The organism is Kluyvera huaxiensis, assembly GCF_040149365.1.
Taxonomy (GTDB): domain Bacteria; phylum Pseudomonadota; class Gammaproteobacteria; order Enterobacterales; family Enterobacteriaceae; genus Kluyvera; species Kluyvera intermedia_A.
The window spans coordinates 13,313-25,803 of sequence record NZ_JBEFLV010000017.1 but is presented as its reverse complement, the minus strand read 5'-3'; the positions used below and the strand labels follow the sequence as shown (position 1 = coordinate 25,803).

Here is a 12,491-nt window from a genome sequence, read left to right as displayed (position 1 = left end):
AGCAGAGTAAAGATGGGTAAAAACATTTGGGTATAAAGGAAACTTTTCTTATGCTGAGCCACTAATAACATCTGTCATAAGAGAGTGACTCATGGATCGCATAATTACATCATCGCGTGACCGCTCATCGCTTTTGAGCACACACAAAGTCCTGCGTAATACCTATTTTCTGCTGAGCCTGACGCTGGCGTTTTCTGCCATCACCGCCACCGCCAGCACCGTGCTGATGCTGCCGTCTCCGGGATTAATCCTGACGCTGGTCGGCATGTACGGCTTGATGTTCCTGACCCATAAAACGGCAGACAAGCCGGTGGGGATTTTGTCGGCGTTCGCGTTCACCGGTTTTCTGGGCTATATCCTGGGGCCAATCCTGAATGCTTACCTGTCTGCAGGTATGGGCGACGTTATCGGCATGGCGTTAGGCGGTACGGCGCTGGTGTTCTTCAGCTGCTCGGCCTACGTGCTGACCACCCGTAAAGACATGTCCTTCCTCGGCGGTATGCTGATGGCAGGTATCGTAGTGGTGCTGATTGGTATGGTGGCGAACATCTTCCTGCAGCTGCCTGCGTTACACCTGGCCATTAGCGCGGTGTTCATTCTGATCTCCTCAGGCGCAATCCTGTTTGAGACCAGCAACATCATCCGCGGTGGTGAGACCAACTACATCCGTGCGACGGTGAGCCTGTACGTTTCCCTGTACAATATCTTCGTCAGCCTGCTGAGCATCCTGGGCTTCGCAAGCCGCGACTAACCCTAAGACGCTTCAGTATCAAGGCCTCGCTTATGCGGGGCCTTTTTATTTGCTACACTTCCCGCCATCTGTTTGTTGTGTGAAAAATTATGCTTATCTACGAAAACACCGAAATTGAGACCGATAGCGAAGGCTATCTCAAAGACACGACGCTCTGGAGCGAAGGGCTGGCGGCGGCAATAGCGGCTAATGAAGGGATTGAACTGAGCCCTGAGCACTGGGAAGTCGTCCGTTTTGTGCGTAATTTCTACCTCGAGTTCAACACCTCGCCGGCTATCCGTATGCTGGTGAAGGCGATGGCCAACACCTTCGGCGAAGAAAAAGGCAACAGCCGCTATCTGTATCGTCTGTTCCCGAAAGGCCCGGCCAAACAGGCAACAAAAATCGCTGGCCTCCCTAAACCGGTGAAGTGTATTTAATAGCGAATACTAAAGTTGCTCCACGCTTGTTCGGGTTGATGAGGCTCGGCCAGAACTTTATCAACCCGGGCGCTGCGCGGACCGCCGGCTTTTAACCACGCCAGCAGTTTCTCCACCTGCTCATCATTACCGCAGGCCAGCACTTCGACGCTGCCGTCATCCAGGTTCTTCGCGTAGCCGCGTAGGTCAAGTCGCACCGCCTCCTGCTGGGTAAAGTAGCGAAACCCCACGCCCTGCACCTGACCGTAAACCCAACAAATCACACATTTATCCACGCGGATTTCCTCCCGTACATTTTTACTTCATCCAGACACTGTAGCGTCAATCGCCTGCACATTCTTCCGCCGTTCGTTGCATTTGTGCGGGGAAGTCGGGAAAATGCAGCCTGATTCCTTCAAAAAGCCAGATATAAAAAACTATGAGTGTACGTTTAGTGTTAGCCAAAGGGCGCGAAAAATCATTGCTGCGCCGTCATCCCTGGGTCTTTTCCGGCGCAGTCGCCCGCATGGAAGGCAAAGCCAGCCTCGGCGAGACCATTGATATTGTTGACCATCAGGGTAAATGGTTAGCCCGTGGCGCGTATTCTCCCGCGTCGCAGATCCGTGCCCGCGTCTGGACATTTGACGCTAACGAAACTATCGATATCGACTTCTTCGTCCGCCGTCTACAGCAAGCACAAAGCTGGCGCACCTGGCTGGCGCAAAAAGACGGTCTGGACAGCTACCGCCTTATCGCCGGCGAGTCTGACGGTCTGCCGGGCGTCACCATCGACCGCTTTGGCTCGTTCCTGGTGTTGCAACTCCTGAGCGCCGGGGCTGAGTACCAGCGCGCCGCGCTGATTAGCGCTCTGCAAACTCTCTTTCCGGAATGTGCTATTTACGACCGTAGCGATGTTGCGGTGCGTAAAAAAGAAGGGATGGAACTGACGCAAGGACCGGTCACCGGCGAACTGCCACCTGCCCTGTTGCCGATTGAAGAACACGGCATGAAGCTGCTGGTGGATATTCAAGGTGGGCATAAAACCGGTTATTACCTCGATCAGCGCGACAGCCGTCTGGCAACCCGCCGCTACGTCGAGAATAAACGCGTGCTGAACTGCTTCTCCTACACCGGTGGTTTTGCCGTTTCTGCACTGATGGGCGGATGCAGCCAGGTCACTAGCGTCGATACCTCTCAGGAAGCGCTGGACGTTGCCCGCCAGAACGTTGAACTGAACAAACTCGACCTCAGCAAAGCAGAGTTCGTGCGCGATGACGTGTTCAAACTGCTGCGCAAATACCGTGACCAGGGTGAGAAATTCGATGTAATCATCATGGATCCACCGAAATTCGTTGAGAACAAAAACCAGCTAATGGGCGCTTGCCGCGGCTATAAAGACATCAACATGCTGGCTACCCAGTTGCTGAATCCCGGTGGCGTACTGCTGACCTTCTCTTGCTCTGGTCTGATGACCACGGATTTATTCCAGAAAATCATCGCCGATGCCGCTGTAGATGCTGGTCGTGATGTACAATTTATAGAGCAGTTCCGTCAGGCAGCCGATCACCCGGTGATTGCGACGTACCCGGAAGGTCTCTATTTGAAAGGGTTTGCCTGCCGCGTCATGTAACTTGAAAAGCGAAATGGTGTCTATATATAGATAGTAGGCGCTGTTTCCCGGGAGGTGTATATGATGATTACCAGCAAATTCGGTATTGGCCAACAGGTGCGTCACTCCCTGCTCGGCTACCTGGGTGTGGTGGTGGATATCGACCCGGTTTACTCACTTGACGATCCCGAGCCCGACGATCTGGCGGCTAACGATGAGCTTCGTGGGCTGCCCTGGTATCACGTGGTGATGGAAGACGATGAAGGCCAGCCAATGCACACCTATCTGGCCGAAGCGCAGTTAAGTAGTGAGCCACGTGAAGACCATCCGGAACAACCCACAATGGACGAACTGGCCCGCACTATTCGCCGACAGCTACAGGCACCGCGGCTACGCAACTAGCCGCCCTCTCAAATGAAAAAACCCCGCTACGCGGGGTTTTTTATTACTTCGCCAGACCAAGGCGCGGGATTTCAATCGCCGGGCAGCGATCCATCACCACCTGCAGTCCAGCATTTCGCGCAAGGACGGCGGCCTGCTCGTTGATCACACCAAGCTGCAGCCACAGCGTTTTTGCGCCAATCGCAATCGCGTCTTGCGCCACACCCCACGCGGCTTCGGAATTGCGGAACACGTCAACCATATCCACTTTTTCCGGTACGTCAGCCAAAGTGGCATAGCCTTTTTGCCCAAGCAGCGTACTTCCCGCTACCTTAGGTGAAACCGGGATCACGTGATACCCCTGATCCAACAGGTATTTCATCACCCGGTAGCTCGGGCGGTCGGGTTTATCGCTAGCGCCCACCAGCGCGATAGTGCGCGTTGTGGTCAAAATACTGGCAATATCATTTTCAGTCATCATTATCCTCCTGGCCAATCACTTAAGTGTAAGCGAGTCCGCTAACGTCGCGCGTCAAATTTTTGCCAATCAGGGCTTGCAGCCTGATTCGCTTGCAGTAATCTGTCTGGATTACACACTTAGGGATAGTTTTATGGAACTCACTACTCGTACCCTGGCGGCGCGTAAACACATTGCGCTGGTCGCGCACGATCACTGCAAAGATATGCTGATGAAATGGGTGCAGCGTCATCGGGAATGTCTGGCGCAACACACGCTATCAGCCACCGGCACCACAGGTAATCTGGTACAACGTGCAACCGGCCTGGAAGTGCAGGCGCTGCTAAGCGGCCCAATGGGCGGCGATCAGCAGGTAGGCGCTCTAATATCGGAAGGTAAAATTGATGTCCTGATCTTTTTCTGGGACCCACTTAATGCCGTTCCGCACGACCCGGACGTAAAAGCCCTGCTGCGCCTGGCTACCGTATGGAACATTCCGGTGGCCACAAACGCTTCAACCGCTGATTTTATCATCCAGTCGCCAAACTTCGGCGAGCCGGTTGATATTTTGATCCCTGATTATCAGCGCTACCTCAGCGATCGACTGAAATAAGCTGCTGATAACACCGGCACCGCTCCTGCGGCGCCGGTAAAGATTACGGCTTACGCGCGACCGGTACCGACAGCTGCTTTAACACTTCAACAAACGGCGACGGCTGAGCCTTATTAAACAACAGCCAGACTCTCTGCTTAGCGCGGGTGATGGCCACATACAGCAGCCGCCGCTCTTCGGCATCCGGGAAATCCTCTGGCATAGGCAGCAACGCCTGCTCCATAATCGACTCTCTGGCGGGAGCCGGGAAACCATCGAACCCTTCCTGAAGCCCCAGCACAATAACGTATTCAGCCTGTTGGCCTTTGCTGGCGTGTACGGTCATAAAATCGATATTCAGATTCGGCCAGCGGGTCGCCGCCTTCGCCAGCGCGGCAGGCTTGAGATGGTGGTAACGGGCAAGGACGAGGATCCGCTGCTCGGGTGTTGCGTAACCGCTGAGCTTATCAAACAGATCGTCGAGTTTATCGTCTTCCAACAGCGTGACGGCGTTTTTATCCCCTGCGCTCAAGCTGTTAAGCGGTTTACTCAATTGATGCGGGTTTTGCTGAATGAAGCGGTTGGCTATCTCACCGATACGGCTATTAAAACGGTAGGTGGTATCCAGCGCGCAGTTATCCCCTTCACCAAAATAGTGATTGAACGCGGTGGTCAGCGACAGCTGCGCGCCGCTGAAACGATAGATGGCCTGCCAATCATCACCCACGGCGTACAGCGACGTTTGTGAATTCTGCTTTCGTAGTGCGGCCAGTAGTGCCGCGCGCTGCGGAGAGATATCCTGGAATTCATCAACCAGAATATGCTTCCACGGGCTGACAAATTTACCTTTTTCCAGAATGATAATGGCCTGATGGATAAGGCCCGAGAAATCCACCGCGCCTTCGTCTTTTAAGGCGGTTTTCCAGGCTTTAAGCAGCGGTGCCATCAGCTTGATACGTTTACCGAAAAGATCGCGCACCTCTTCTGGCGCAGCGGCAATCATTTCAGCCTGTGAGCCACCGTGCATTCGCATCAGACTTACCCAGCGGTCTAGTCGGCTGCCCATCCGTTTCAGGATCTTTTCATTCTCCCAGAAACTTTCATCAGCCACGTCCCAGCCCAGCTCTTCCTGCAACCAAAGCCGCCAACCTTTCGCCTGAGCTTTTTTCTCACGACACTGCGCCTGCCAGCACTCGGTAAATAGGGTATGACGCGCGACGGCATCATTCTCCAGTTTGCTAACCACCGGCACTTTTTTACTGCCCTGCTGGATGATAAACAGTGCCAACGCGTGGAAAGTTCTGGCGGTAATCGCATCGGTATGCAATCGGGTTTGCAGGCGCTCGTCCATCTCTTGCGCCGCTTTACGGCCAAAGGCCAACAGCAATATCTGCTCAGCCGAGGCTTCACCGCGCGCCAGCAGCCAACCAGCACGCGCCACCAGCACCGAAGTTTTACCGCTTCCCGCGCCAGCAAGCACCAGCAAGGATCGCTCGCCGTTAACCACCGCCTGTGCCTGGGAAGCGTTGAGCGGGGAAGATTCAATCTGGGCAAAAAAGTCTCTGTACTGGCTGAGCATGGCCTCGGTATAGCGTTGGTTGTGCTTCGCCCTGCCACTTTCTTTATCAGCAAGCCAGGCCTGACATTGCTGCCAGGCTTCGCGACAGTTATCAAACTCGGCAAGACGGCTTGTCGGCAGCGGTAGACCTTCGAGCGCAGTGATAATTCGCTGACGAATCGCCTGTGCCTGTTGGCGGCTTAGCCATTGGCTTTCGACGCTGCTGCCAGCGATAATCGCCAGCTGTGACTGGAGAAGCTCGGCGGCAATGTCACTCATTTCCGCACTCCACTCCTGCCATAGCCCTAGCAGATGACGGTGAAAACGCTGGGTGTCGCTCCACTCCGTTCCGTGCAGGCGCACAACTTTGTCCTCTGGCAGAACGAACTCCAGCTCACCCCACACCAGCCCGCGTTTGCAGTTGATGTTCAATAACTGATTGAAAGGAATAATATATTCATGCTGAGGGCCGGATACCCTGACGCCCGCATTGAGGATCTCAACCCGGTCGTAAGGATGCTGCGCCATGCGCTTGCCAAGCGTCGTTGCTTTTAATTCCATGTCATGCCGAGTCCTGACTTTTTTCGATATCTCACAGTGTAACCGCCAGAGAATAGGTGCTCCAGCGTAAAAAAACGTTACAATCATCAGGTCTTATTTTTCACAGCGCTGCACAGAGGTTTTATGCGTACTGTTCTGAATATTTTGAATTTTGTATTAGGTGGTTTTCTGACAACGCTGGGCTGGCTGATAGCAACGCTGTTCAGCATCGTACTGATTATCACACTGCCGCTCACGCGCTCATGCTGGGAAATCACCAAGCTGTCGTTGCTGCCGTATGGTAATGAAGCCGTGCATGTTGACGAACTGGAGCCTGGCGCAAAAAGCAGCGTCATGAATGCTGGCGGTACACTGCTGAACATTATCTGGCTGGTGCTGTTTGGCTGGTGGCTGTGCCTGACGCACATCATGGCGGGTATTGCTCAATGCATCACGATTATTGGTATCCCGGTAGGGATTGCGAACTTTAAAATTGCCGCTATCGCCCTGTGGCCGGTTGGCCGTCGCGTGGTACCCGTCGAAGTGGCGCGTGCTGCACGTGAAGCTAACGCCCGCCGTCGTTTTCAGTAATTCAGGATCCGTCACAAAAGATGCTAAGCCCCTTGCTTCGCCGCTATACATGGAACAGCGCCTGGCTCTATAACGCCAGAATTTTTATCGCGTTAGTTGGAACCTGCGCTCTGCCCTGGTGGCTGGGCGACGTAAAGCTGACCATCCCGCTTACGCTGGGCGTGGTTGCCGCCGCGCTGACCGACTTAGACGACCGTCTGAGCGGGCGGCTGCGTAATCTGGTCATTACGCTTGTCTGTTTTTTTATCGCGTCCACTTCGGTAGAACTGCTTTTCCCGTGGCCGTGGCTGTTTGCGCTGGGGCTGACCGTTTCAACCATCGGCTTTATTTTGCTTGGCGGCCTGGGCCAGCGTTATGCCACTATTGCCTTTGGTGCATTGCTGATCGCAATTTACACCATGCTTGGCGTATCACTTTACAGCCACTGGTATATGCAACCGCTGCTGCTGATTGCCGGCGCGGTCTGGTATAACCTGCTGACACTGATTGGGCACCTGATTTTCCCTATTCGTCCGTTGCAGGATAACCTCGCCCGCAGCTATGAGCAGCTTGCTCACTACCTTGAACTGAAGTCACGTTTTTTTGACCCTGACCTTGACGATGAAGATCAGGCCCCGCTTTACGAGCTCGCGCTGGCTAATGGACAGTTAATGGCCACGCTAAACCAGACTAAAGCTTCTTTATTAACCCGCCTGCGCGGAGACCGAGGCCAACGCAGCACGCGTCGAACGCTGCACTACTATTTTGTCGCTCAGGATATTCACGAGCGCGCCAGCTCGTCGCACATTCAGTACCAGGCACTGCGGGATAACTTCCGCTATAGCGACGTAATGTTCCGTTTCCAGCGCCTGCTTTCTATGCAGTCGATGGCCTGCCAGGCGCTGGCAAAAGCCATTTTGCTGCGTACGCCTTATCAGCACGATGCGCGGTTCGAACGCGCATTTACTCACCTGGATGCAGCACTCGATCGTGTCCGCGCCAGCGGAGCTGCGCCGGAACAGATAAAAGCGCTGGGTTTTCTGCTTAACAACCTGCGAGCTATTGATGCGCAGCTTGCGACAATAGAATCAGAGCAGGTGCAGTCGCAGATGAAAAGCGAAACGGAAACGCTGTTGGCGGATGATAGTTTGCACGGCTTTGATGATATTCGTTCACGTCTTAGCCGCAACATGTCGCCAGAATCCGCGCTCTTTCGCCACGCGGTGCGCATGTCGCTAGTCCTGTGCGCAGGCTATGCCTTTATTCAGTTTACCGGCCTACAGCACGGTTACTGGATCTTGCTCACTAGCCTATTCGTCTGTCAGCCAAACTATAATGCCACCCGTCACCGGTTGGCGCTGCGTATTATTGGTACGCTAGTGGGCGTGGCGCTCGGCTTGCCGATTCTCTTGCTGGTGCCGTCTCTTGAAGGGCAACTGGTGCTGATTGTGATAACCGGCGTACTGTTCTTCGCCTTTCGCAACGTACAGTATGCCCACGCGACTATGTTCATCACATTACTGGTACTACTGTGCTTCAACCTGCTCGGCGAGGGGTTTGAAGTGGCCCTGCCTCGCGTCATCGATACTCTGATCGGCTGTGGTATTGCGTGGATAGCGGTGAGTTTTATCTGGCCAGATTGGAAATTCCGTAATTTACCTCGAGTTCTTGAGCGCGCAGTCGATGCTAACTGCCGCTATCTCGACGCCATTCTTGAGCAATATCATCAGGGACGTGATAACCGTCTGGCCTATCGGATTGCGCGACGTGATGCTCATAATCGCGATGCTGAACTGGCGTCCGTCGTGTCAAACATGTCGACCGAGCCGAAAGTTACCGCTGAAATGCGTGAAACGGCGTTTCGTCTGCTGTGCCTGAACCACACTCTAACCAGCTATATCTCTGCGCTGGGCGCCCACCGCGAGAAATTAACTACACCTGAAATCCTGGCTCTTCTGGACGATGCCGTTTGCTATGTCGATGATGCTTTACATCATCAGCCTTCGGATGAAGACAGGGTTCAATTGGCCTTAGCTGGATTAGCCGCACGGATTAACCATCTCGATACTCGTCCTGACAGCAAAGAGCCATTGGTACTGCAACAAATCGGTTTGATGATTTCACTGTTACCGGAAATCTGTCGGCTACAAAAGCAAGTTCTGGCCTGATGCTAAACGGCTTATTGTTTTTGCATGCAGGTTTGCGCCCAACTCTGCAACTCCTGACGCCTTTGCGTCAGAAGTGCGGCAGCGTGGACACCAGTAATCGCCCCCTCGAGTGCATAAAGCACATTAATACTGATCTGTTTACGAATCTGGCGAAGACGGAGCCATGCGGTTTTCGCCCCCATTTGCCGTAGCGTCCGTGCATCCATAATGCCGGCTTCATTCAGCAATAATTCCATATGAAAAGAGAGATTAGGTAAATCCTTTAAGCGCGGTGGCATCCTTTGTTGAGATTTCTCTCGTCGCGCATCCTCCAGCGAGGATAGGCCAAGCTGTAATAACACAGATTGATTCGACCACAGTGCAGCGTCAACGCGGAAATATTTTAACTGCAACGGCATCCCGCGTTTGCGCAACGTTAATAATGGCGGTGAGTGTTGAGCCTGATAAGTGGCATTTTGTTCACACATCCGCAGATACAACTCTCCCTCTGCAACCATAGCAAAGACCGTGCTGTCGACAGCCAGACTGTAACCGCCGAACAGCGCCCGTGACCTGATTTTCCCTAATGTTGAGAAACATTCCTGGGATTGATAAATCCGTTTATATGATATTTCCTTCATGATTAATCCTTAATAATCATGGATGTGGGTGTATCTAATTCACTAATAGAACATTTAATAAGCAACATAGGGAAGTTCACCCGGGACGGCAAGATGAATTTGTCGTCCTGAGCAATTTGTATCCAATTTTGCGAGTTACTTTCAGAAATTGAGGTTGATCTTTGATGATATGGGTAGTACTGTATATTCATACAGTAACCCACAAGGTTGGATTAGCTATGTATACTTCTGGTGTTGTTAATCATTCTTCTGCAGCTGTTACAGCAACGGCTTCCCATGCTTTCACTTCGGCGAAAAGTACTTCTGCTGCCTTAATTAGCGAAGTGCTCTATCGCGAAGATCAGCCAATGATGGCACAGCTATTATTACTACCCCTGCTCCAACAGTTGGGGCAGCAGTCACGCTGGCAGCTTTGGCTTACCCCACAACAGAAACTGAGCCGTCAGTGGGTACAAGAGTCTGGACTGCCGCTAACAAAAGTAATGCAATTGCGTCAAATGTCGTCATGCGACATGCTCGACTCTATGGTTAGGGCATTACGTACCGGAAATTATAGTGTGGTTATCTGTTGGTTAAAGGATGAATTATCAACAAATGAGCATGCCCAATTACTGGCGGCAGCTGAGGAAGGTAACGCGATGGTGTTCATAATGCGCCCAGTTCAATCTTCATCACACCCCACTGGACAATTTAATGGGCTAAAAATTCACTCTAATTTGTTCCATTAAGCGAAATTAGGATTATTCCTGGTATTTTTTTTGCAGCTTTTTTATCTCTTAGATTTCCTGATAGATTTTTCTCAAAAGGCTTGTCTGGTGCGGTTTCCGGTAGTTTTGGCTGTTTGGTTTTTAATCAATTTTGTTAAATATTGCGTATACAACTCTTTTTTTTTCATAAGCCTGACGGAGTTCACACTTGTAAGTTTCGAACGACGTTGTAGACTTTACATCGCCAGGGGTGCTCAGCTTACACCGCAGATATCTGCTAAGTAATTCACTAAGCCCCACCCCGGTGGAAGGATTTAACCGTGAGTCTATTTAGAGCTTCATGGCAAATTTTGGATGATAACGAGGCGCAAAAAATGAAAAAGACAGCTATCGCGATTGCAGTGGCACTGGCAGGCTTCGCTTCTGTGGCGCAGGCCGCTCCGCAAGACAACACCTGGTATGCTGGTGGTAAACTGGGTTGGTCCCAGTTCCATGACACCGGCTGGTACCAGGCTGACAAAAACAACAACGGCTCTACCCACAACAGCCAGCTGGGCGCAGGCGCGTTCGGTGGCTACCAGGTTAACCCGTACGTTGGTTTCGAAATGGGTTACGACTGGTTGGGCCGTATGGAATACACCGGTAGCCAGACTAACGGTGCACTGAAAGCTCAAGGCGTTCAGCTGACCGCTAAACTGGGTTACCCAGTAACTGACGATCTGGACATCTACACCCGTCTGGGTGGTATGGTATGGCGTGCAGATTCCAGCAACAACAAAGCTGGCGATCACCACGACACCGGCGTTTCCCCAGTATTCGCTGGCGGCGTTGAGTGGGCTGTGACTCGCGACATCGCTACCCGTCTGGAATACCAGTGGGTTAACAACATCGGCGACGCAAACACCGTTGGTGTACGTCCTGACAACGGCATGCTGAGCGTAGGTGTTTCCTACCGCTTCGGCCAGCAGGATGCAGCGGCTCCAGTAATCGCACCAGCTCCAGCTCCAGCTCCAGAAGTACAGACCAAGCACTTCACTCTGAAGTCTGACGTTCTGTTCAACTTCAACAAAGCAACTCTGAAACCAGAAGGTAAGCAAGCTCTGGATCAGATGTACAGCCAGCTGAGCAACCTGGATCCGAAAGACGGTTCCGTAGTGGTTCTGGGCTTCACTGACCGTATCGGTTCTGACGCTTACAACCAGGGTCTGTCCGAGAAACGTGCACAGTCCGTTGTTGATTACCTGGTATCTAAAGGTATCCCTTCAGACAAAATCTCCGCACGTGGCATGGGTAAATCTAACCCAGTTAGCGGCAACACCTGTGACGGCGTGAAAGCGAAAGCTGCGCTGATCGACTGCCTGGCACCAGATCGTCGCGTAGAGATCGAAGTTAAAGGTAGCAAAGACGTTGTAACTCAGCCACAGGCTTAAGTTATCGTCTAATAAAAAACCCCGCGCTGCGGGGTTTTTTTTTGCCTGTTGGTTTGTCGGTTTTTAACTAAGCCAAACAACCTCAAAACAAGTCTACTTATCCTTACCCAACATCGCTTCAAGATCCTGCTTAAGGCTGGACATCTTCGTCGCGTACTTCTCTTTGTTTTCAGCATCTTCAATCAGCTGGACAACGGTTTCCGATAACGTTTTCCCGCGACGTTGCGCCAAACCGGCGAGTCTCTGCCAGACAGCAAACTCCAGATCGATAGACTTCTTGCGCGTATGCTGATGTTCAGCATTGAAGTGGCGCTTGCGGCGTGCACGAATCGTCTGCTTCATACGGTTGACCAGTTGCGGATTAATATGCTGAGCGATCCAGTCATTAACCTGAACGGGTTCATGTTCCAGTTTCAGCAAAACATCGACAGCCTCTTGTGCGGCGCTGGCTTCAATATAGCGGGTGATGGATTCGCCTTCCCGGTGCTTTTTAACCAGGTATTTCCACTTCCAGCCGCTTTCAAGATTTTCCAGTTGTTGATATTTCATTGCGATCTCAGTGTGACCGTGTAACTCTTTTCAGAATAACAGTTTTTTCTCAATGTGCTGAGAAGAAATCTGCAACTGTGATACCGATTAAGCCAACAACAGAAGATACTTCCGTATTCTCCGTGAGCTTCCCGTTGGCATCAGGTATAATCACGCACTTT

At 52.2% G+C, this 12,491-nt stretch carries 14 protein-coding genes; 9 read left to right on the top strand and 5 right to left on the bottom strand.

Features of this window, described 5'->3' with window-relative positions:
- Positions 1-91: 91 nt before the first annotated feature.
- Together yccA and tusE are read left to right on the top strand one after the other, a co-directional pair.
- Positions 92-751 carry an FtsH protease modulator YccA gene (yccA, locus tag ABOC97_RS16855; protein WP_349599944.1) on the top strand — a complete coding sequence of 220 codons (660 nt, stop codon included), beginning with the start codon at positions 92-94 and terminating at the stop codon, positions 749-751.
- Between the two features lie 89 nt (positions 752-840).
- Positions 841-1,170, top strand: a complete 330-nt coding sequence (gene tusE / locus ABOC97_RS16850) for a sulfurtransferase TusE (protein WP_234501800.1) — start codon at positions 841-843, stop codon at positions 1,168-1,170.
- Here the strand turns inward: tusE and yccX are convergent.
- Entirely contained in the window at positions 1,167-1,445 is a 279-nt protein-coding gene (gene yccX / locus ABOC97_RS16845; protein ID WP_349599940.1) for an acylphosphatase, read from the bottom strand. The genes tusE and yccX overlap by 4 nt on opposite strands.
- A 143-nt stretch (positions 1,446-1,588) precedes the next feature.
- Between yccX and rlmI the strand changes: the two genes are divergently transcribed.
- The gene (gene rlmI, locus ABOC97_RS16840; RefSeq protein WP_349599938.1) at positions 1,589-2,779 is read left to right on the top strand and encodes a 23S rRNA (cytosine(1962)-C(5))-methyltransferase RlmI; all 1,191 of its coding nucleotides are present in this window, start codon (positions 1,589-1,591) and stop codon (positions 2,777-2,779) included.
- Between the two features lie 63 nt (positions 2,780-2,842).
- Entirely contained in the window at positions 2,843-3,160 is a 318-nt protein-coding gene (gene hspQ / locus ABOC97_RS16835) for a heat shock protein HspQ (RefSeq protein WP_349600135.1), read from the top strand.
- A gap of 43 nt (positions 3,161-3,203) precedes the next feature.
- On the opposite strand, the gene ABOC97_RS16830 is transcribed toward hspQ, so the two are convergent.
- Complete coding sequence (locus ABOC97_RS16830) at positions 3,204-3,617, bottom strand: CoA-binding protein (protein WP_349600132.1); 414 nt, start codon at positions 3,615-3,617, stop codon at positions 3,204-3,206.
- Between the two features lie 133 nt (positions 3,618-3,750).
- On the opposite strand from ABOC97_RS16830, the gene mgsA reads away from it, so the two are divergent.
- Entirely contained in the window at positions 3,751-4,209 is a 459-nt protein-coding gene (gene mgsA, locus ABOC97_RS16825) for a methylglyoxal synthase (protein ID WP_349599935.1), read from the top strand.
- Between the two features lie 43 nt (positions 4,210-4,252).
- Here mgsA and helD read toward each other — a convergent pair whose 3' ends face one another.
- Positions 4,253-6,307 carry a DNA helicase IV gene (gene helD, locus ABOC97_RS16820; protein WP_349599932.1) on the bottom strand — a complete coding sequence of 685 codons (2,055 nt, stop codon included), beginning with the start codon at positions 6,305-6,307 and terminating at the stop codon, positions 4,253-4,255.
- A 123-nt stretch (positions 6,308-6,430) separates the two neighbouring features.
- Here helD and ABOC97_RS16815 point away from each other — a divergent pair, with 123 nt between their 5' ends.
- Both ABOC97_RS16815 and yccS read left to right on the top strand, forming a co-directional pair.
- Positions 6,431-6,877: a YccF domain-containing protein gene (locus ABOC97_RS16815; RefSeq protein ID WP_234501805.1), complete on the top strand. Its 447-nt coding sequence runs from the start codon at positions 6,431-6,433 to the stop codon at positions 6,875-6,877.
- 20 nt (positions 6,878-6,897) lie between these two features.
- Positions 6,898-9,024, top strand: coding sequence for a YccS family putative transporter (yccS, locus tag ABOC97_RS16810; protein WP_349599929.1), 2,127 nt, complete (start codon positions 6,898-6,900; stop codon positions 9,022-9,024).
- Positions 9,025-9,035: 11 nt separating this feature from the next.
- Here the strand turns inward: yccS and ABOC97_RS16805 are convergent, their stop codons facing one another.
- A complete protein-coding gene (locus ABOC97_RS16805; RefSeq protein WP_349599926.1) occupies positions 9,036-9,644 on the bottom strand; it encodes a TfoX/Sxy family DNA transformation protein in 609 nt (202 codons plus the stop codon).
- A gap of 218 nt (positions 9,645-9,862) precedes the next feature.
- On the opposite strand from ABOC97_RS16805, the gene sulA reads away from it, so the two are divergent.
- Together sulA and ompA are read left to right on the top strand one after the other, a co-directional pair.
- A complete protein-coding gene (gene sulA / locus ABOC97_RS16800; RefSeq protein WP_349599923.1) occupies positions 9,863-10,372 on the top strand; it encodes an SOS-induced cell division inhibitor SulA in 510 nt (169 codons plus the stop codon).
- Between the two features lie 353 nt (positions 10,373-10,725).
- Positions 10,726-11,781, top strand: a complete 1,056-nt coding sequence (gene ompA / locus ABOC97_RS16795) for a porin OmpA (protein WP_349599920.1) — start codon at positions 10,726-10,728, stop codon at positions 11,779-11,781.
- Between the two features lie 93 nt (positions 11,782-11,874).
- Here ompA and matP read toward each other — a convergent pair whose 3' ends face one another.
- Positions 11,875-12,330: a macrodomain Ter protein MatP gene (gene matP / locus ABOC97_RS16790; RefSeq protein WP_349599917.1), complete on the bottom strand. Its 456-nt coding sequence runs from the start codon at positions 12,328-12,330 to the stop codon at positions 11,875-11,877.
- Positions 12,331-12,491 lie beyond the last annotated feature (161 nt).

Coding starts and splice junctions, on each gene's coding strand:
- mgsA (WP_349599935.1), top strand. CDS start 3,751: ATGGAACTCACTACTCGTACCCTGGCGGCGCGTAAACACATTGCGCTG.
- ABOC97_RS16830 (WP_349600132.1), bottom strand. CDS start 3,617: ATGACTGAAAATGATATTGCCAGTATTTTGACCACAACGCGCACTATC.
- helD (WP_349599932.1), bottom strand. CDS start 6,307: ATGGAATTAAAAGCAACGACGCTTGGCAAGCGCATGGCGCAGCATCCT.
- sulA (WP_349599923.1), top strand. CDS start 9,863: ATGTATACTTCTGGTGTTGTTAATCATTCTTCTGCAGCTGTTACAGCA.
- rlmI (WP_349599938.1), top strand. CDS start 1,589: ATGAGTGTACGTTTAGTGTTAGCCAAAGGGCGCGAAAAATCATTGCTG.
- ABOC97_RS16815 (WP_234501805.1), top strand. CDS start 6,431: ATGCGTACTGTTCTGAATATTTTGAATTTTGTATTAGGTGGTTTTCTG.
- yccS (WP_349599929.1), top strand. CDS start 6,898: ATGCTAAGCCCCTTGCTTCGCCGCTATACATGGAACAGCGCCTGGCTC.
- matP (WP_349599917.1), bottom strand. CDS start 12,330: ATGAAATATCAACAACTGGAAAATCTTGAAAGCGGCTGGAAGTGGAAA.
- ABOC97_RS16805 (WP_349599926.1), bottom strand. CDS start 9,644: ATGAAGGAAATATCATATAAACGGATTTATCAATCCCAGGAATGTTTC.
- tusE (WP_234501800.1), top strand. CDS start 841: ATGCTTATCTACGAAAACACCGAAATTGAGACCGATAGCGAAGGCTAT.
- ompA (WP_349599920.1), top strand. CDS start 10,726: ATGAAAAAGACAGCTATCGCGATTGCAGTGGCACTGGCAGGCTTCGCT.
- yccA (WP_349599944.1), top strand. CDS start 92: ATGGATCGCATAATTACATCATCGCGTGACCGCTCATCGCTTTTGAGC.
- hspQ (WP_349600135.1), top strand. CDS start 2,843: ATGATTACCAGCAAATTCGGTATTGGCCAACAGGTGCGTCACTCCCTG.